The organism is Vibrio kyushuensis, from assembly GCF_050337325.1.
In the GTDB taxonomy this organism is placed as follows: domain Bacteria; phylum Pseudomonadota; class Gammaproteobacteria; order Enterobacterales; family Vibrionaceae; genus Vibrio; species Vibrio kyushuensis.
Map to the genome: position 1 here is coordinate 78822 of NZ_JAKJSV010000007.1, position 19811 is coordinate 98632.

Genomic DNA, 19811 nt, shown 5'->3' on the forward strand with positions numbered 1-19811 from the left:
TATGTCGATACTAAAAGCTGAAAATCTGGCGAAAAGTTATAAAAACCGCCGCGTAGTTTCTGACGTGAGCCTACAAGTTGAGTCGGGACAAATTGTTGGGTTGCTTGGTCCAAATGGGGCAGGTAAAACAACGTCGTTCTATATGATTGTTGGGTTGGTTGCACGTGATGAAGGTAAGATTAGTATCGATGATAAAGATATTAGTATCCTACCGATGCACAGCCGCTCTCGAATGGGGATTGGCTACCTTCCACAAGAAGCGTCTATTTTTCGTAAGCTATCGGTAGAAGATAACATCATGGCCGTTCTTGAAACTCGTGAAGAGATCACACAAGAAGAGCGACAAGATAAACTCGAAGATCTGCTCGAAGAGTTCCACATTCAACACATCCGAAAAAGTGCCGGTATGGCACTTTCTGGTGGTGAACGTCGCCGAGTCGAGATAGCTCGAGCACTGGCTGCTAACCCTCAGTTCATTTTGCTTGATGAACCATTTGCAGGTGTTGACCCAATCTCAGTTATCGATATTAAGAAAATCATTGAACACTTACGTGATCGTGGTTTAGGTGTACTGATTACCGACCATAACGTTCGTGAAACCCTTGATGTATGTGAAAAAGCTTACATAGTGAGCCAAGGACATCTTATCGCGGAAGGAACTCCGGCAGATGTTCTCAATAATGAACAAGTAAAACAAGTTTATCTCGGTGAACAATTCCGTCTATGATTAAATAGAGAGCGAAGTGGATTCTAATAATAACAAGGTAAGCGATACTGAATGAAACCCTCATTACAGCTCAAGCTAGGTCAACAGTTAGCCATGACTCCCCAGTTGCAGCAAGCGATTCGTTTGTTGCAGTTGTCGACTCTCGACCTTCAGCAAGAGATTCAAGAAGCGCTTGATTCTAATCCGCTGCTCGATGTCGAAGAGCCGAGTGACGAACCCGTCGCCCAAGAAAAAAACACGACTGAAGATAAAGAACCGACGGTTGAAGTCGCCGAACCTGAATTAGCAGAACCAGATCTAAAAGACAGTTCAGAGTTAATTGAAAAGTCGGAGATCAGCAATGACCTTGAGATAGACACAACATGGGAAGATGTCTATTCCGCTAACACTGGTAGCACCGGGATTGCATTCGATGATGATGCACCTGTCTATCAAGGCGAAACAACCCAGTCACTGCAAGATTACCTATTTTGGCAACTCGATTTAACTCCATTTAGCGATACAGATAGAACCATCGCCTTAGCGATCATTGACGCTATAGACGACTATGGCTATCTCACTATCTCGACCACCGATATCTTAGAAAGCTTTGATAGCGAAGAGATAGAGCTAGACGAGATAGAAGCGGTTCGCAAACGTATTCAGCAGTTTGACCCTCTTGGGGTTGGCTCTGCAAATCTACAAGACTGCTTACTCCTTCAACTCGCTACTTTCCCTAAAGAGACACCCTGGCTAGAAGAAGCAAAGCTGGTGCTCAGCGATCACATCGATCAACTCGGTAATCGTGATTACAAACTGATCATCAAAGAGACTAAGTTAAAAGAAGCCGATCTTCGTGACGTACTCACTCTGATCCAACAACTTGATCCAAGACCCGGCAGCCGCATTACACCAGACCATGCTGAGTACGTTATTCCTGACGTCTCTGTGTTTAAAGATCATGGCAAATGGGTTGTCACCATTAACCCAGACAGTGTTCCAAAGCTAAAAGTTAATCAGCAATATGCCAGTCTTGGTAAAGGCAGTAGCCCTGATAGCCAATACATCAGAAGTAACTTGCAAGAAGCCAAGTGGTTAATCAAAAGCTTAGAAAGCAGAAACGAGACGCTGCTCAAAGTTGCCAAATGCATAGTTGAACATCAGCGCGATTTCTTCGAATATGGAGAAGAAGCGATGAAACCGATGGTTCTCAATGATGTTGCATTAGCGGTTGAAATGCATGAGTCAACCATATCTCGAGTCACGACACAGAAATTTATGCATACCCCTAGAGGTATATTCGAGTTGAAATATTTCTTCTCTAGCCATGTCAGTACTGACAACGGAGGAGAATGTTCATCCACTGCAATACGTGCTCTTATCAAAAAGTTGGTTGCGGCAGAAAATACCGCAAAACCACTCAGTGATAGCAAAATTGCAGCCTTACTGGCTGAACAAGGGATTCAGGTTGCTAGACGGACGATAGCGAAGTACCGCGAATCTTTGGGCATTGCCCCATCAAGTCAGCGTAAACGCCTGCTATAAAGGCCCAAACTGAAAAGGAAAGTCTATGCAAATCAATATTAATGCCCATCACGTTGATCTTACCGATTCAATGCAAGACTATGTAAATACCAAATTTAAAAAGCTCGAGCGGTTTTTTGACCACATAAATGACGTTCATGTGGTATTGAAGGTTGAAAAAGTACGCCAGATCGCTGAAGCTACGCTGCACGTAAATCAGGGAGATATTCACGCCACCGCCGATGATGAAAGTATGTACGCGGCGATTGACTCACTCGTGGATAAACTCGTAAGACAACTCAATAAGCACAAAGAAAAGCTAAGTAGCCATTAACCATGCAATTAAGCGAAGTATTGACATTGAACTGCACCAAAAGTGCAGTTCAATGCACCAGCAAAAAAAGAGCCCTAGAGATGATCAGCGAGATCGTTGCAAACCAAACAGGGCAAAACTCAACAGAGTTATTTGAATGTATGCTCAGCCGCGAAAAGGTTGGCAGCACAGGGATTGGTAACGGTATTGCCATTCCTCACGCACGAATGAATTCAAGTGACCACGCAATCGCTGTACTACTGCAGTGCGAGCAGCCAATCGAGTTTGGTGCGATTGATAATCGACCTGTTGATTTACTTTTTGCTTTACTGGTACCTGAAGAGCAATGTAAAGAACACCTCAAAACATTGTCATCCATGGCTGCACGCCTAAATGACAAACAAGTGTTAAAACAGCTGCGTAATGCTCAAAATGATGAAGAGCTTTACAACATCATGATCAATCACTGAGTTCTATCATGCGTTTAATTGTTGTTAGTGGTCACTCAGGTGCCGGAAAAAGCGTTGCACTGAGAGTTCTCGAAGATCTTGGATACTACTGCGTTGATAACCTTCCTGTTAATTTATTGGATGCATTTATGCACTCGGTCAGTGACAGCAAACAAAACGTAGCAGTAAGTATCGATATTCGAAACCTGCCAAAAGAACCTACATTGGTCGATGACCTCGTCACTAAACTGCAAGAGAACACCAATATCAGTGTGCTGTTTCTTGATGCAAACCAAGAAACGCTACTTAAGCGCTACAGCGAAACCCGTCGAATCCACCCTCTCTCGCTAAGTGATTCAAAACCTTCACTTGCTCAAGCAATTGAACTAGAAAAAACAGTTCTCTCGCCAGTTAAAGAGCACGCTAACCTACTTATTGATAGCAGTAACCAGTCTCTTCACGAACTGAGTGAAACAGTAAGAATGAAAGTTGAAGGGTGTGAAAGCAAAGATCTGATCATGGTTTTCCAGTCATTTGGGTTCAAATATGGTCTGCCTAACGATGCTGACTATATCTTTGATGTCAGATTTCTACCCAATCCCCACTGGGAGCCAGAGCTTCGCCCAATGACGGGACTCAATCAGCCTATTATTGAATTCTTAGAAAGCCACAATGAAGTAACAGAATTAAAGAATCAGATTCAAACCTTCATTTCTAATTGGCTACCAAATTTAGAAAACAACAATCGTAGTTACCTAACGGTAGCCATTGGTTGTACTGGTGGAAAGCATCGTTCCGTCTATTTGACTCAACAGATTGGTGAGTACTTTTCGAAGCTTGGCAAACAGGTCCAAATTCGTCATGCCTCTTTAGAAGAGCATCACTCATAAAACCCTGCCTCTATTTTATTAATACCGCTATTTAAAGGGACTAATATGCAGCAACAAAGTCGTACTGTTTTAATCCAAAACCGTCTTGGGCTGCACGCTCGCGCTGCTGTTAAACTTGTTGAGCTTGCTCAGTCTTTTGACGCCATCCTAACGATCATCAATCATGAAGGTACGGAAGCAACCGCTGACGGCGTAATGGGACTTCTGATGCTAGAGTCTGCTCAAGGGCAACATGTTACGATCAACGCTGAAGGTAATGACGCAATTAACGCTCTAGAAGCAATTTGTCATTTAATTGAAGACCGTTTTGAAGAAGAAGAGTAACCCTCAACGCCACTCACCACTTAAATACCCACATTATTTTTATCATCTGTCAGCCACATTATTAGTTGCTTAGGTATAGAATTAAGTTACTATTCAAAGCATTGTAAGTACTAAGAGATAGGGGGAATCCATGGCAGAGCAAATTGAATTTGATCAGGCTCACCAAGCCCTCCAAGAAGTAACCGACGCACTCGAAAATGGTCGCTTTGTCCATGTCAGACGCCAACTGCAAGACATGGAACCTGAAGATATCGCTCACCTCCTTGAAGCCTCTCCACGAAAAAGCCGTGAAGTTCTATGGCAACTGACCGATCCTGAAGATTACGGTGAGATCCTCGATGAGCTCAGCGAAGATGTCAAAGATGGACTCGTCTCGAAGATGGCTCCAGAGACACTGGCTGAAGCAACCGAAGGTATGGATACCGATGATGTTGCTTACGTTTTGCGTAGCTTGCCTGACGATGTCTCGCGTGAAGTTCTGTCACAGATGGACATTTCTGATCGTCAGCGTGTAGAGACTGCACTTTCATACTCTGAAGGTACGGCCGGCGGTATTATGAATACCGACGTTATCACCATTCGTGCAGATGTCGATGTGGATGTTGTGTTGCGATACCTTCGCATGAAAGGTGAACTGCCTGAGGCGACGGACTCACTTTATGTTATCGATCAAGAGAGTCGCTTGATTGGTCAACTGCCACTAATAGCACTATTGACCACACAACCTGATATGCCAATCATCGAGGTAATGGATGATGCAGATGAGGCAATTTCGGTAGACACCAGTGATTCTGATGTCGCTAGCCTGTTTGAGCGTCGTAATTGGGTTTCTGCACCGGTTGTCGATAAGAACCAACACCTTGTTGGCCGTATTACTATCGATGATGTGGTTGACGTTATTCGTGAAGACGCTGAACACTCAATGATGAGCATGGCCGGTCTTGATGACGATGAAGATACCTTTGCACCAGTGGTTAAATCCGCTCGTAAACGTAGTATCTGGCTTGGTGTGAATGTCCTCGCGGCGCTAACTGCTGCATCCGTTTCCAATATGTTTGAAGCAACGCTTGAACAGATGGCAGCTATCGCCGTCTTAATGACCATCGTTCCATCGATGGGCGGTGTTGCTGGTAACCAGACCGTGGCACTCGTTATTCGTGGTCTTGCTCTGGGTCATATCGGTGACTCTAACAAGCGTGAACTACTGCTAAAGGAAGCGGCTATCGGCTTTTTAAATGGCATACTCTGGGCATTAATCATTGGCGCAATTGTTGTTGCTTGGAAGTCTGACTGGGTACTCGGTGGGATTATTTCTGCCGCTATGATGGTCAACTTACTCGTGGCTGGTATCGCCGGTGTAAGTATCCCTATCATGCTTAAAAAGATGGATATCGATCCTGCACTGGCAGGCGGCATGATGCTCACAACCATCACCGATGTCATTGGCTTGTTTGTCTTCCTTGGTTTGGCGACTTTGGTTATTTAAGTATTTGGTTATTAGAATATTTAGTTATTAAAACAAATGCCTCTGCGCTTTCTTGTGAAAGCCGGTAGTAGAAAGTTAAAAAAGGCTTAACAGCAATCACTGTTAAGCCTTTTCTCTATTCGGTATCTAGCTTTATAAGCTTAACTAAACTTGTTACTCGCCAGCAATCTTCATCGTATCAAGTAAAATAGAGCCGGTTTGAATTTGAGAGCGAGTTTCTACATCACTACCAACGGCGACGATACGTGAAAGCATATCTTTCAAATCGCCAGCAATGGTAATTTCAGAGACTGGATATTGAATTTCACCATTCTCAACCCAGAAACCAGCTGCGCCACGAGAATAGTCACCAGTCACAATGTTCACACCTTGGCCCATTACTTCCGTAACAAGTAGACCAGTGCCAAGCTCTTTAAGCATCTGCTCAAAGTTTTGACCTGTCGATTGAACATACCAGTTGTGGATACCACCAGCATGTCCAGTTACCTGCATATTCATTTTACGCGCGGCGTAACTGGTGATTAGGTAAGTAGCCAAAACACCATCAGTGATAATTTCACGGTCTTGAGTATAAACACCTTCACTATCAAATGGGCTAGACGCTAAACCACGTAGAACATGAGGGCGCTCTGAGATATTAAACCACTCTGGTAGAATCTTCTCACCGAGCTTATCGAGCAAGAATGATGACTTGCGATATAGGTTACCACCGCTAATAGCCATGACTAAGTGACCAATAAGCCCTGTTGCCACATCAGCCGCAAACATCACAGGATAAGTTCCTGTTGCCAGCTTTCTAGCATCTAAACGGCTAATGGTTTTCTCTGCCGCTTGCTGACCAACAGATTCTGGTGTCCATAGTTCGTCACGGTGACGTGCAAGTGTATAGCTGTAATCACGCTCCATCTCACCATTTTGACCTTGACCAATTACACAACAACTCGTGCTATGACGACTTGATGCGTAGCTTGCAAGCAGACCATGGCTATTACCATAAACCTTTACGCCATAGTGACTGTCGTAGCTTGCGCCGTCACTCTGCTTGATTTTATCGCTGAATGAGAGTGCTTTCTCTTCAGCTGCAATTGCAATCTGTGCTGCGTAATCAGGATCTGGCGTATCCGGATGGAAAAGGTCCAAATCTGGAATATCCGTAACCATAAACTCTTTCGGTGCAGGACCTGCATTGGGATCGGCTGAAGTATATTGAGCAATATCTAATGCTGCCGCGACAGTTTGTGCAATCGCTTTATCACTCAGATCAGACGTTGATGCACTGCCCTTTTGTTGATTTCGATAAACAGTAATCCCTAACGCACCATCACTGTTAAATTCAACGTTCTCAACTTCGCACATGCGAGTAGAAACACTGAGTCCCGTTGATTTAGTGATCGCAACTTCTGCAGCATCTGCACTCACCGAAGCCATTTCAAGAGCTTTCGCGACTGCGGCTTCTAAATCAACGCGCTGTTGAGCGACTTGTTGTTTTACATCCATATCTAATCTGAGTCATTTTTGAATTATATTGGCTTAGGATAACAAGAATTTCGCAATCTCCCCACGATTGTTGTTAAAATAGACCTAATATTAGTTTAAGACAGTGATATAGGCAGAAAAGATGGCTCGTAAAAACCAGAAAGCGCCTTGGGAACCGGAAGAAGAGATCATTTGGGTGAGCAAAACCGAAATGAAGCACGATATGGATATCTTGCAAAAGTTGGGAGAAGAGCTAGTTGCTCTAACGCCGACTATGTTGAAAAAGATCCCAATGAGTGAAGATCTTGCTGATGCAATTAAAGATGCGCAACGTTTCAAGAATGAAGCGAAACGTCGTCAACTGCAATACATTGGTAAGATGATGCGTACGCTCGATACTGAACCATTGCAAGCGGGGCTAGATAAGATCCGCAACAAGCACTCACAAGCAACGGTCGAATTTCATAAACTTGAAAAGCTACGCGACCGAGTGATTGAAGAAGGTGATAGTGCTATTGCTGATATTATGGATCTATACCCTGATACCGATCGCCAGCGCTTACGCCAGCTAGTTCGTCAAGCTAATAAAGAGAAGAAAGCCGGTAAGCCTGCAAAAGCCTTCCGCGAAGTTTTTCAGGTATTGAAAGAGCAGCACGAAGCGGCACAAAAGTAGTATAGCTTCCACGGAAAGTAACGTAAGAAGGTTGATAAGTTTATTTTATCAACCTTTTTTATTGCTTAAAAAATGTTTTAGAGATGAAAACTACTGTGCGGCTTTAACAAATTCAGACAACTGTTTATTTTCATGCAATTCAGTCAATTGATCGACTGTATCAACAACTTCTACTTTGTAATTGGCAATGAACGCAAAGTGACTGGCAATCGACTTAGCATCATTAATATGGTGTGTCACCATCAATACAGTAATGTTTCTCTCATTGGCGAGACGTTTAACCAGAGCCAACATCTCTTCACGTAAAACAGGATCAAGGGCAGAAAAAGGCTCATCAAGTAACCAAATGGGGTGAGGCTGAACAAAACACCGAGCTAGAGCAACACGCTGACGTTGTCCTCCTGATAAGTGTTCAGGCAACCTATCTAATAATTCATCGACCGATACTTGTTGTGCTGCATCAACCACTTGCTGTTTTAGAGCGTCATTGAGGTTCAAACCAGGGTGCAGACCCAAGCCTATGTTTTCTCGAACCGTGAGATGAGCGAAAAGATTGTGCTCTTGGAACAACATCGAAAATGGACGCAGGTAGGGCGCTTTACCCACAACCGATTGACCTTCCACTTCAATCGAGCCAGAAACAGGATCAATAAACCCAGCGACCAAACTTAGTAAAGTCGATTTACCTGCCCCACTCGGCCCCATTAAAGCCGTAATTGTGCCTTTCTCAATGTTCAAATCAAAACAAAAGCACTCTTGATGATAGTGGTAATCTATATTTTTTAAACTTAACACTTACCCACTCTCCCATTAGCTTTAAATAACATTTCAATCACTGCAAAACAGCTCACACTCAATAGTAATAACGTTACTGAAACAACCGCGGCTGCATCCATTTGATAGCTGCCTAATAATTGAAATAAATACAAAGGTAGTGTTCTGAACTCTTGGCTGCCAAACAGTGCAATGGCACTGAGATCGCCTATAGAAAACATAAAGCTTATCGCAAAGGCATGCGCCATTGGTTTGCGAAGCGCTCTTAATTCAACCACTCTAAATCGTTGCCAACCTTTCATTCCAAGACTGGCACACACATATTGATATTGCTGGGCAATGTGCAGCATGGGCTGAGCGAGGGTTTTAATCACATAAGGCAGTGCCATCAAGGCATTTACTGAAACCACCACCACACTCGCAACGCTAAATACATCAGTAATATTTCGCAGCAATAGAAACAGTCCAGTACTCACGACTAAGCCGGGCGTCACCAAAATGATAGTACCCATTAACTCTATTTGATCGGCATGACGATGTTGGCTTCTCAAGCGAAGTGTCCGGCTAGTAACGAGAATACTCACCCCGACGGTCACGGCAATAATACTGGCCAAGCTGGCGACTTTAAGTGAGGACCACAGCGCAGACCAAAAACGGCTGTCACTTAACACAACAGGCAATTGACTATTCATCCCGCTAAGGGTAACCATAAGTAAAGGGGGTAACACGAGCAATAGAGCACCCATGATCCAAAAGCTATCCCACCCTTTTGAACGCCATGTATCCTTGATCAAATAGAGGCGCTTTTGTGTTGCACCAGAGCTTACGGGTAAAGGCTTTGATAGTCGCTGAATACTAAATGCAATCACCGCACAAAGCAGCATCTGCCATATCGCAAGTAACGCACCAGCCTGAAGATCAAACTCAAATTTGATCGCCTGATAGATGGCAAGCTCGATAGTGGTTGACTTTGGTCCCCCCCCCAATGCCATCACCGTTGCAAAACTGGTGAAACAGAGCATAAACACCAAGCCAAACACATGTGGTAGTTGCTGCTTCAGCCTTGGCCATTCAACCCATTTAAACTTATCCCAGTGACTCATGCCCAAGTGCGCGCAAAGTTTATGTTGCTCAGTAGGCACGGTTTCCAATGCTTGGAGCAACAGTCGACTAGCATAAGGGAGATTAAAGAAAACGTGCGCAAGCAAGATTCCATTCAACCCATAGATCGAGAATGGCATTGTGCTATCAAAGCGCTGAAGCCATACCGATATCAACCCACTGTTTCCGTAAATAGCAAGCAAACCAAATACGCCAACCAATACAGGCAGCACAAGTGTTGTAGCAAACAGTTTGAGTACGAGATCTTTACCTTTAAAATGGCGACGCGACAGTGCATGCGCAACTGGAATTGCAAATCCGACACTGAGCAATGAGGATAATAGTGCCTGATAGAAACTGAACTTAGTGACATGACGATAGTAAGGATCGCCCCATACTAAACTAAGATCGAAGGACGGCGCTTCTAACAATAATGCTGTTAATGCAGAAATGACAAAGGTCGCGATAGCTATCGCGACCCATATGCCAATCTTAGGAATGGAATTCAATACTGACTCTCAGTTAATCTAATCACCACAGCTTACATCGTTAATGCGCTTTGCCACTCACGAATCCAAGCTTTACGCTCTGCAGCTACTTTATCTGAACTAAAGCTAAGAGCTTTTTGTGGCAGTGTTAATGTTTCATAGCCTTGAGGCAGCTTAATATCTGTCACAGGATACATCCAGTTTCCGGTTGGCATCGCTGATTGGAACTCATCACTTAGAATGAACGCCATAAACTGATCCGCTAATTTCTGGTTAGTAGAGCTGTTCACTTTCGCTGCAACTTCTATCTGCGTGTAGTGTCCTTCTGAGAAATCTGCCGCTGCGTATTTCGCATCATCTTCGGCAATCAGGTGATAAGCTGGCGATGTTGTGTATGAAAGTACTAGATCAGATTCACCTTTCAGGAACATAGAGTACGCTTCAGACCAACCTTTCGTCACGGTCACCGTCTTTTTAGCTAGCTGCTGCCATGCATCATTACTCTCTTCACCGTAGACTGACTTCATCCACAACAATAAGCCTTGTCCGGGTGTTGATGTGCGCGGATCCTGGTAGATCACTTTCAGATCATCACGCTCTTCTACTAACTCTTTTAAGCTCTTTGGTGGATTAGCTAACGTCTCTTTGTTGTAAACAAAAGCAAAGTAACCAAAGTCATAAGGTACGAAGGTATCATCACTCCAACCATTTGGTAGAGCAACATTCGATGTATCTACTTTGTGCGTAGCCAACAGCCCTGTTTTCTTCGCTTCCGCCATCAAGTTGTTATCAAGGCCTAGAACAATATCCGCTTTGCTATTTTTCCCTTCTAAGCGAAGGCGATTGAGAATAGAAACACCGTCATCCAATGCGACAAATTTAACGTCACAACCACACTGAGCTTCAAACGCTTTTTCAACCGTTGGGCCTGGGCCCCAGTCTGCAGCAAACGAATCGTATGTATAGACAGTCAGGGTATCAGAAGCTTGTGCCATGAATGACAAAGCGGATAGAGATGTTAGTGTCGCTAGGGTAATTGTATTTAGAGGGGTTTTCACTGCTCGCTCTCCTTAGTTGAGCAGCGCAGAAACAAGGTGGGACAGTGATATACGATATATCCACTTCAAGAATCGACACTGCTGTTTGAGATAAACAGGTGTCGATGCTCCACCCTCAATTCCTACGCCAGCATTATCTGGTTCAGGTTAATAACGGTTTATTTGTCACGACAGATAAACCGTAATGCGGGTCCCAAGCTTGGCTTGATCTCAGCTGACACGTAGATACGTATCTGGCTCCCCGATGAGTCATTTGTGATTGTAATTTGTATTGAGTGACTTATCCATAAGGATTAACGTTTCTTCAACAACTAAACTAACAAACCTGGATGAAAGAGCCTTATTTGGAGTAGCCCCAACGTGGTACTAGCCCTTGCTCAACACCTAAATGGTCTAATATTCTCGCTACCATAAAATCAACAAGATCCTCGATAGACTGAGGTTGATGATAAAAACCTGGCGAAGCCGGCATGATAGTTACACCCATTTGAGACAACTTATGCATATTCTCTAAATGAAGTGTAGAGAATGGCGTTTCACGAACCACCAAAAGAAGCTGTCCTCGCTCTTTCATTACCACATCGGCGGCACGTTCAATTAAGTTGTCAGACATACCATGTGCTATGGCGGCAACACTACCTGCAGAACATGGGCAAACAACCATTTGTTTTGGCGCAGCTGAGCCTGATGCAACCGGAGAAAACCAATCTTCTTTACCGCAAACTTCTAAATTATCGTCATCGCAACCTAAGTGTGCAACCAGCGCTTTTTTGCAAGCATCAGGACCACTTGGTAGCTTTAGCCCGTGCTCAGTAGCCATTACGACGCGTGCAGCTGAAGAGATAAGCAAATACACTTTATAATCGGCAGCCAGTAAGCACTCCAATAAACGAATACCGTAAGGAGCACCAGATGCACCTGTAAACGCCAGTGTTATGGCTTTTTTAGTCTGTTCTTTCATCTCTAATTACTTTTCAATTTTCTATAAACCATCAATTAAGCTTCTAATGCATTAAGTAACTTATCGTGAATGCCTTCAAAACCACCATTACTCATGACTAATATTTGATCGCCAGGTTGCGCTTCTTCACTAATTTTAGCGACTAAATCGTGAATATCACTACATACCGTGGTTTCTTGCTGGCATTTATTAGCGACATCTTGCAGTGACCAATCAATATTGCTTGGTTGATATAAGTAAACGGAGTCAGCTTTGGTCAATGAAGTAGCTAAAGTCTCTTTATGAACACCTCTCTTCATTGTCGCAGAACGTGGCTCTAGAACAGCAATGATCTTATTCTCACCGACTTTATTACGTAAGCCATCTAAAGTGAGTTCAATCGCGGTTGGATGATGCGCAAAATCATCATAGATCGTCACACCATTAACTACACCTTTAAGCTCTAATCGACGCTTGGTATTGATGAATTGCCCTAGCGCTTCACACGCGAGATCGGGGGTAACACCAACATGTCTTGCCGCTGCAATCGCCATTAAGGCGTTATCAACATTATGATCGCCAACTAAATCCCATGTCACTCGACCGATGCATTCGTCATGCAAATAGACATCAAATACAGAGCCATCATTTTTTACCTTTTCCGCTCGCCAATCCCCTGTAGGACCGGTAAGTTCTGTTTCACTCCAACAGCCTCGTTGCAAAACATCATCAATATCTGAGTTTTGTTTTGGTGCTAATATTCGACCATTGCCAGGGACAGTTCTTACTAAATGATGAAATTGACGCTTAATAGCCTCAAGATCATCGAAGATATCAGCATGATCGAACTCAAGGTTATTCATGACGAGTGTTCTAGGGTGATAGTGAACAAACTTGGAACGCTTATCAAAAAAAGCACTGTCGTATTCATCTGCTTCAACTATAAAAAACATACTCTCGCCTAAGCGAGCCGATATTCCAAAGTTTCCAAGCACCCCTCCGACTAAAAATCCCGGTTTATAACCACACGACTCTAAAATCCAAGCAAGCATGCTAGAAGTCGTTGTTTTGCCATGCGTTCCTGAAACAGCCAGTACCCAACGGTCATGAAGCAAGAACTCTTGCAGCCATTGTGGCCCAGAGGTGTAACGGATGTTGGTATTTAAAACATGTTCAACGCAAGGGTTACCTCGGCTCATGGCATTACCAATAACGACCAAATCTGGCTGAGGATCAAGCTGAGAAGGATCAAATCCCTCAATAATTTCAATACCTTGAGATTCAAGCAACGTACTCATAGGTGGATACACATTGGCATCTGAACCCGTTACTTTATGCCCGAGTTGACGCGCTAATACTGCTGCGCCGCCCATAAATGTGCCACAAATTCCCAAGATATGAATATGCATACAACCTAGCCTTACGAAGTGATTTTCGATTGAGAGTCTCATTATCGCCATTTCATCATCAAAGGGAAGTGAGATTGCAAATCGCTGACAAACGACAAATGATTTGAGAACTCAATCGGTTACTTCATTACCATAAATAAGATCTAACGCTTACACTATATTTAGTGTGATTGCATAAAGCCCAATTAAGAGGCAAACGTTATCGCCACGCCCCCATACTCATTATTGTTAAGGATATAACATGTCTGAAATGCGCACCCTTGGCGAGTTCATTGTTTCAAAACAAGCGGACTTCCCCCACGCTAGCGGTGATCTTTCATCTCTTATTTCTTCAATTCGACTTGCTGCAAAAATCGTAAACAGAGAAATAAATAAAGCAGGACTCGCTGATATCACAGGTTCTGTTGGAACAGATAATGTTCAAGGTGAAGAGCAACAAAAACTGGATCTGTACGCAAACGAGAAATTTAAAGCAGCGCTAGAAGCTCGCGATCAAGTTTGTGGCGTTGCCAGTGAAGAAGAAGATGAAGCCGTAGCGTTTAATAAAGAACTCAACAAAAATGCTAAATACGTCGTTTTAATGGATCCACTTGATGGCTCATCAAATATTGATGTAAATGTATCTGTCGGGACAATTTTTTCAATATACCGTCGAGTATCCCCTGTTGGTACACCACCAACACAAGAAGATTTCCTTCAGCCTGGCAACAAGCAAGTTGCTGCTGGTTATGTCGTCTACGGTTCTTCAACAATGCTGGTTTACACCACTGGTAATGGTGTGAATGGCTTTACCTATGACCCATCAATTGGCACGTTTTGTCTCTCTCACCCAGATATGATGACGCCTGATAATGGTAAAATATACTCTATCAATGAAGGTAACTACATTCGCTTCCCTACTGGTGTAAAAAAATACATTAAGTACTGCCAAGAGAATGAGCCGGAAGATGGGCGCCCATATACATCACGTTATATTGGTTCATTGGTTTCAGACTTCCACCGTAACTTGTTAAAAGGTGGTATCTACCTTTACCCGAGCACTCAGGCTCACCCGAACGGTAAACTTCGTCTATTGTACGAGTGTAATCCAATGGCATTTATCATTGAACAAGCAGGCGGCTCAGCTTCTGATGGTGTTAATCGCATCATGGATTTAAAGCCAACTGAACTACACCAGCGTGTTCCTTTCTTCACTGGTTCGAAAAGCATGGTGAATAAAGTCGAAGAGTTTATTAAAAACAACCAAGACTAATCAATAATAGTGTTTTTATAGGCAGGTCAGCCAAAACTGACTTGTCTATTCTCATCGTTAACCTTCCGTATCCTCCTGATTTACCACACTTCATAAATGTGACCCTAAAATTTAGCATCCTGCGGATCCATGACTAAACTTTAATCATCAATAACATTCATATCTCAAGCAATTTTGAAATACGGCTTGCTATGCGAATACCAATATCAAGGAGTTCTTGATGAGTTTGAATCTCGTACCTGCAGGAAAATCGCTGCCTGACGACCTCTATGTCATTATCGAAATACCAGCCAATGCCGACCCAATAAAATATGAAGTGGATAAAGATTCCGGTGCAGTATTTGTGGATCGATTTATGTCAGCACCGATGTTCTATCCGTGCAACTATGGCTACATAAATGACACTCTTTCATTAGATGGTGACCCGGTCGATGTACTCGTCCCAACTCCTTTCCCATTAATACCGGGTTCAGTGATTCGTTGTCGCCCAGTAGGCGTTCTGATGATGAGTGATGAATCAGGTGAAGACGCGAAAGTCTTTGCTGTCCCTCACTCTAAACTATCCAAAGAGTATGATGATATTCAGGATGTGGACGATATCCCTGAGCTATTAAAAGCACAAGTCAGCCACTTTTTTGAGCGTTATAAAGATTTGGAAGCTGGAAAGTGGGTCAAAGTCGACGGCTGGAAAGATGTAAAGGCTGCGAGAGAAGAGATTATGCTTTCTTATCAACGAGCGAAGAAGTGAATTTTATTTTGGATGAACGCTCATGTATTGAAGCATGAACGTTCATTACTTATTTAAAAGAACCAGCCCGCATTCCTGCATTGTAATTATAATCAAACTGAGTATCGATCTTATTACAAATGCCCAAATATGGCTTGCCAGATAAACCTAATGTAAAAGCACTTTGAGAGCAATATTCTGATTGCCCTTCTTTATAGCCTGTATCATAAGCGGCATATAATGTATCAGTTAGGATTCCTTGCTGATCAAGTTCTTCGAGCTTAGGTTGAGAGTGACGTAAGTAGCCCTTCTCCCCACGTTGTTTCCCAAATTCAGCCCACTCACTTTCAAGCAGTGAATCCGGGGTTGCTAACTGTGCGCATCCAACCAGAACCATAGTTAATAACACCAATAAATATCGCATATTCACTCCTTAAATGATTATTCAAATTCAAACTGATAAAGCAGGTCCACCGCGTTATCTACGCCAGAGAGAACTTCAAGGTACAAGTCACTCATCAATCTATACCTAATAGTAAACTCCCCAACGGCATCAAAAATACCAACACCATACTTCAGCTGAAGCCCTGGTAACACGTAGCCACTCACAGTCACTTGGGACTCCTCTCCAGAGCCTGCTGTATCTAATTGTAGGTCTTGTACGCCAAACGCTTTACCAAGTTCACCCACAACCTTACCGCTTTTCGCAAGACTGAGACCAATCAATGTCGTTGTCATGGCATTACCACCAGTTTCAGCATCAATGTCCTGCCCTCGTAACAAATAAGAGAGAGCATTAGCCTGTGGCATGGCAGGTTCTGAAAAAATAGTGACCGTTGGTTCATCAACAGGTCCATCAACACGGACGCCTGCCACAACATCATCTCGGGTATTTTCTGGATTACGAATTGCACTGATGGAGACATAAGGCTGATCCACTGGACCGTTCATTAATATTTTACCTTCATCAATAATAAGGTCTTGGCCAAAGGAGCGATATGTTCCCTCTAAGATATTGATTTCACCATGAATGATTGGGCCTTTATCTTTTTGAGTCACATTAAGCTGCCCGACTAAGTTGCCCTCTAGGCCAAACGCCGATAACGTAAATGCATCACCAATCGTAATTTGAATGTCTGTTTCAATAGCAAAAACGCTAGCAGCGGAATCATCAATAGGTTGCAGAGATTCATCAAGAAGAATTTGATCTTTAGAAATACCAATCGCGCTCGGAGGAAGATCTTCAACGACTATATTGCCCCATGGTAAATCGATGGTTCCGGTCACTTTCGCCTGTTCTGGTGCGAGGCTAATCATCATGTCAGGGCTCACCTTCACTTTAAGCATTGGTGGTTGACTAACGAGTAACTCATTAGCAAAGATTCGAATATGGCTACTCCAAGCTTCTAGATCTCTCCAATCCGCATCACCCTCAATACTTAAAGGGCCATCCGGAGTCTCGATACTGGCTTGAAGTGTCGCATCTGTTCCGCCAAATGTTGCGATGATTTGGCCACCTTGAATATCCAAAGGTGACAGTTCACCACGTAGTAATATCTCCTCAACTCGCAGTTCACCGGTGACATTCGGCTTAGCTAATTCGCCACTCAATGCCAGGTGTGAATTAACTTGCGCGTCAAATTTGTTGTATTCACCAATGAGCGGAGATAAAAAAGCTAAACCAATTTTTGACAGGCGAAGATCACCTTCAAGCTGCTTATCTGGCTGCTCAACATTTGGAATGGTGACATCTCCCGATATTTCACCATTGTCAGTTAAATCTAATAACCAATTCGCTTGCAGTTGGTTATCTGTCAACTTTGCATTTAACGCAACTGAATTCCAACCAACACGTAAGGGAGCATTAGGCAAACTCGTCACCTGCCCGGCTGGCATTTGAATTCTAGCGCTCACTTCTGGAGCGATATTTGGGCCCCACTTGGCACTCGCTTGAGCATTCACCTCGCCCTCGATGGCTGTATCTTGAGGCATGAATGGTGCTAATTGGTCAAAGTTAAAGTGGTTAATAGAAAGTTCAGCCTCTCCTTGTTCTCCAACATTAATATCCTTATCAAGGCATATTGAAGAACCATCTTGTCGCCAACAATGCGCTGCAATAAACGCTTGCTGTTTATCAACATCAACACTTATTTTAGTCTCGTTCTCTAACTGCCATTGGCCTTGTATCATCGTCAGTGATAAACGCTCTAGTGCCCCCTTCCAGCTTATGCTTGGCTCTTGTTGCAATGCCCCGGAGATAGCTAGGCTTGTCGAGAGTATTTCAGATTGAATATCGAGAAGTAGTTCGTGATCATCAAGTGCTCCCTTCAATTTCAGATCCACATCATCAATCAGGTGTTGTTGATATTGGATCTGTTTCGACTGAATATGAACATTGACTAGAGGCTCGGGGAGAGGTTTAAGATCCCCACTCACTGATAGAAGATCCATGCTCGCTTCATCTTGCCAAGACAGATCATGCGCCGTCATTGCAAGATGAACACTCGGCTCTGTAAGCTGCCCTGACAGTGCTACATCCCCTAACATTGATCCATTAAGATCAGGAATAGACTTAGCGAATTCGGGAATTGATAATGCAACCTTCATGTTCCACTGCTGACTTAACTCGCCTTTTGCTTCAACAGAGTTTGGACCATGAGAGAGTTTTAAACTTGGCGTTTGAATATGAAAAGAACCATCGCCCAGTTTATCTGATGCGGTCAACGATCCAGCAATATTCAGTGGATAATCACGAAGTATTCCATCAATATCGATAACTGGGGTGTCAGTTAGCCAACCCCCTTGTTCCGTCAGTGCTCCTTTTGTATGAATATCACCACTGATGTTCCCTTCGGCTTCCGGCCAATACAAACCGGGCTGAATATGGTTTAGGTAGAGTTTTCCTTGCCAATTAATCGGGTCACTCCAGTTCGCGAAGACTTCCCCATCAATCGTTCCACCCAGTGTTTCAAGCTGTATCTGCTTAACATTAATCTGCTCTAAGTCGCCATCACCTTCCATCTCTATTGCTATATCAGGAAAGCTCACACCTTTGATACCGGCATCAAGTGCGAGTTTATACCCATCAAGACTACCTGAACTTGATAGCTGCTTAATATCCACCTGATAATCAGCTTTACCCGACAATGGCCACTGAGCTTGGGTTCTATTTAGTAAAACGCTATAAGGCAAGCTAGGCTCAAGCGGCTGAATATCTGCTTGTAAGTAAGCCTTTACTAACCCACTAAATTCACTCTCGATTGAAAGGTCTGCAACACTACCTGTCGCTGTTAATGACACCTTTTGCCCATTGGCCTGCGGGTGCTTCACCAACGCGGATAATTGAGCCTCCAACGGATAGCCATCTTGTAAATCAATGCTTGCCGATAAGTCAGCCTCAACCTCTGGCATCGCGAGCTCTAGCTGATTAATAACGACTATTGAACCTGAGGCGCGAGCTTCTAATCCAAGATGGTTGACGACAATAGGTGACGCTTGCTCTAACTTGAACTCATTGATATCAAAGCGTTCAACAATTAACGAGAGTGGCATCGTCACTGACGGGAGCTCAATTGGCGCAGGCTCTTTATTATCTGATGGTGTCCCCAGTTTACTTTGATTGGCGGCCTCACTCCCATCAGAAGTGGCTAGAGAAAGAGATATATCCTGCCAAACCGTTGGGCGTAGACGTAATTGATTATTCTGGAATCGGGCGCCCGTTGTCAGGCTATGCCAACTCACTTGATTCTGCAAAATATCAAGATTGATATTCGATAAGCGAACCTTACTAATTCGAATGGGTATTGGTGTTGAAATTTTTAACGGCTTTGTATTGCTCTCAGCCTTCGCTGGTACATCTTCAGACTCAGGCAGTTGAGGCATTGAAAAGTTAAGGCCATCAGCCGTCAGTTCATTAATACAAATTGAAGGCTCTAAAAAACAGCTAGGGTTAATGGCGAGTGTTATTGATTCCGCATTAAGATCTATAAATAGATCGTCATCTTGAAAGGTAATTTGATTAAGCGTAAAGCGAGGAAAAATCGCCCCTTTAGAGCTACCGACTTGAAGTTGAGGTAACGCTTGTTGTGCCCCCCATAGAGCAACATTGAGCCCTGTATTGGTGTATAACAAACCAATTACTAAAAAAAGCAGTAACACTACCAATGAGATAAGACTCATTGAAAACCACTTTGTCCACTTCAGAACTACTTTAGTCATACA

General features: G+C 43.5%; 18 protein-coding genes. 10 read left to right on the forward strand and 8 right to left on the reverse strand.

What is annotated here, in order from left to right:
• The first annotated feature begins 1 nt into the window (after position 1).
• The 7 genes from lptB to mgtE all read left to right on the forward strand — a co-directional run bounded on the left by lptB (position 2) and on the right by mgtE (position 5692).
• Positions 2-727: an LPS export ABC transporter ATP-binding protein gene (gene lptB / locus L4D20_RS16065; RefSeq protein ID WP_428802615.1), complete on the forward strand. Its 726-nt coding sequence runs from the start codon at positions 2-4 to the stop codon at positions 725-727.
• Positions 728-778: 51 nt separating this feature from the next.
• A complete protein-coding gene (locus L4D20_RS16070; RefSeq protein ID WP_428802616.1) occupies positions 779-2251 on the forward strand; it encodes an RNA polymerase factor sigma-54 in 1473 nt (490 codons plus the stop codon).
• Between the two features lie 25 nt (positions 2252-2276).
• The gene (gene hpf, locus L4D20_RS16075; protein WP_428802617.1) at positions 2277-2564 is read left to right on the forward strand and encodes a ribosome hibernation promoting factor; all 288 of its coding nucleotides are present in this window, start codon (positions 2277-2279) and stop codon (positions 2562-2564) included.
• Positions 2565-2566: 2 nt separating this feature from the next.
• Positions 2567-3013 carry a PTS IIA-like nitrogen regulatory protein PtsN gene (gene ptsN, locus L4D20_RS16080; RefSeq protein WP_428802618.1) on the forward strand — a complete coding sequence of 149 codons (447 nt, stop codon included), beginning with the start codon at positions 2567-2569 and terminating at the stop codon, positions 3011-3013.
• An 8-nt stretch (positions 3014-3021) separates the two neighbouring features.
• Positions 3022-3882 (forward strand): RNase adapter RapZ, encoded by an 861-nt coding sequence (gene rapZ / locus L4D20_RS16085; protein WP_428802619.1) that lies wholly within the window; start codon positions 3022-3024, stop codon positions 3880-3882.
• A 45-nt stretch (positions 3883-3927) separates the two neighbouring features.
• Complete coding sequence (locus L4D20_RS16090; RefSeq protein ID WP_428802620.1) at positions 3928-4206, forward strand: HPr family phosphocarrier protein; 279 nt, start codon at positions 3928-3930, stop codon at positions 4204-4206.
• A 130-nt stretch (positions 4207-4336) separates the two neighbouring features.
• Positions 4337-5692: a magnesium transporter gene (mgtE, locus tag L4D20_RS16095; protein WP_428802621.1), complete on the forward strand. Its 1356-nt coding sequence runs from the start codon at positions 4337-4339 to the stop codon at positions 5690-5692.
• Positions 5693-5845: 153 nt separating this feature from the next.
• Here mgtE and pmbA read toward each other — a convergent pair whose 3' ends face one another.
• Positions 5846-7189, reverse strand: a complete 1344-nt coding sequence (pmbA, locus tag L4D20_RS16100; RefSeq protein ID WP_428802622.1) for a metalloprotease PmbA — start codon at positions 7187-7189, stop codon at positions 5846-5848.
• A gap of 121 nt (positions 7190-7310) precedes the next feature.
• On the opposite strand from pmbA, the gene yjgA reads away from it, so the two are divergent.
• Complete coding sequence (gene yjgA / locus L4D20_RS16105) at positions 7311-7841, forward strand: ribosome biogenesis factor YjgA (RefSeq protein WP_428802623.1); 531 nt, start codon at positions 7311-7313, stop codon at positions 7839-7841.
• A gap of 90 nt (positions 7842-7931) precedes the next feature.
• On the opposite strand, the gene thiQ is transcribed toward yjgA, so the two are convergent.
• The 5 genes from thiQ to mpl form a co-directional block, all read right to left on the reverse strand.
• A complete protein-coding gene (gene thiQ / locus L4D20_RS16110; RefSeq protein WP_428802624.1) occupies positions 7932-8636 on the reverse strand; it encodes a thiamine ABC transporter ATP-binding protein in 705 nt (234 codons plus the stop codon).
• Complete coding sequence (gene thiP, locus L4D20_RS16115; protein ID WP_428802625.1) at positions 8630-10225, reverse strand: thiamine/thiamine pyrophosphate ABC transporter permease ThiP; 1596 nt, start codon at positions 10223-10225, stop codon at positions 8630-8632. The genes thiQ and thiP overlap by 7 nt, the downstream gene beginning before the upstream one ends.
• A 32-nt stretch (positions 10226-10257) precedes the next feature.
• The gene (thiB, locus tag L4D20_RS16120; protein ID WP_428802626.1) at positions 10258-11262 is read right to left on the reverse strand and encodes a thiamine ABC transporter substrate binding subunit; all 1005 of its coding nucleotides are present in this window, start codon (positions 11260-11262) and stop codon (positions 10258-10260) included.
• A gap of 340 nt (positions 11263-11602) precedes the next feature.
• Positions 11603-12223 (reverse strand): flavin prenyltransferase UbiX, encoded by a 621-nt coding sequence (locus tag L4D20_RS16125; protein ID WP_428802627.1) that lies wholly within the window; start codon positions 12221-12223, stop codon positions 11603-11605.
• A gap of 35 nt (positions 12224-12258) precedes the next feature.
• The gene (gene mpl / locus L4D20_RS16130; protein ID WP_428802628.1) at positions 12259-13611 is read right to left on the reverse strand and encodes a UDP-N-acetylmuramate:L-alanyl-gamma-D-glutamyl-meso-diaminopimelate ligase; all 1353 of its coding nucleotides are present in this window, start codon (positions 13609-13611) and stop codon (positions 12259-12261) included.
• 241 nt (positions 13612-13852) lie between these two features.
• Here mpl and fbp point away from each other — a divergent pair, with 241 nt between their 5' ends.
• Both fbp and ppa read left to right on the forward strand, forming a co-directional pair.
• Positions 13853-14863 (forward strand): class 1 fructose-bisphosphatase, encoded by a 1011-nt coding sequence (gene fbp, locus L4D20_RS16135; protein ID WP_428802629.1) that lies wholly within the window; start codon positions 13853-13855, stop codon positions 14861-14863.
• Positions 14864-15083: 220 nt separating this feature from the next.
• Complete coding sequence (ppa, locus tag L4D20_RS16140; protein WP_428802630.1) at positions 15084-15611, forward strand: inorganic diphosphatase; 528 nt, start codon at positions 15084-15086, stop codon at positions 15609-15611.
• 49 nt (positions 15612-15660) lie between these two features.
• On the opposite strand, the gene L4D20_RS16145 is transcribed toward ppa, so the two are convergent.
• Complete coding sequence (locus L4D20_RS16145; RefSeq protein ID WP_428802631.1) at positions 15661-16014, reverse strand: DUF2799 domain-containing protein; 354 nt, start codon at positions 16012-16014, stop codon at positions 15661-15663.
• Positions 16015-16031: 17 nt separating this feature from the next.
• Positions 16032-19808 carry an autotransporter assembly complex protein TamB gene (gene tamB / locus L4D20_RS16150; protein ID WP_428802632.1) on the reverse strand — a complete coding sequence of 1259 codons (3777 nt, stop codon included), beginning with the start codon at positions 19806-19808 and terminating at the stop codon, positions 16032-16034.
• Positions 19809-19811 lie beyond the last annotated feature (3 nt).